Annotated in this window: 1 protein-coding gene; it reads right to left on the minus strand. The window is 63.5% G+C overall.

Annotation, left to right across the window (positions count from 1 at the left end; all coding sequences use genetic code 11):
* Positions 1 to 468 (minus strand): AMP-binding protein (locus IH09_RS36270; RefSeq protein ID WP_318279678.1); only part of this gene is annotated, 468 nt, incomplete at its 3' end.
* Positions 469 to 498: the final 30 nt, after the last annotated feature.

A 498-nucleotide genomic window follows, 5' to 3' on the forward strand; every position in this document is an offset into this window, starting at 1 on the left:
CACCTTCACCTGAGCATCCGCACGCCCCACAAACTCCAATTCGCCGTCTGTGCGCCACCGGACGACATCGCCCGTCCGATACATCCGCCCGCCCACCGCGCCGAACGGATCCGCCACAAACCGCTCAGCAGACAACCCAGCCCGCCCCACATAACCCCGCGCCATCCCCACACCCGACACATACAACTCACCACACACACCCACCGGAACAGGCTCCAAAAACCCATCCAACACATACACAGTCCCATCCAACGGACGCCCCAACGGCACCACCGAACCACCCAACCACCCCTCCCCCACAACCCCACGCGACACAAACGTCGTCATCTCCGTCGGCCCATAACCATTCACCACACGCAAACCCCCACACACACCCAACACCCGCAACACCGCACCCACCGACACCACATCACCACCCACCACAACCTCACGCACCCCCACCAACACCGACGGATCCTCCTCCGCCACCACCCCAAACAACCCCGCCGGCAACCACAA

Source organism: Streptomyces celluloflavus, from assembly GCA_000720995.1.
Lineage (GTDB): Bacteria > Actinomycetota > Actinomycetes > Streptomycetales > Streptomycetaceae > Streptomyces > Streptomyces celluloflavus.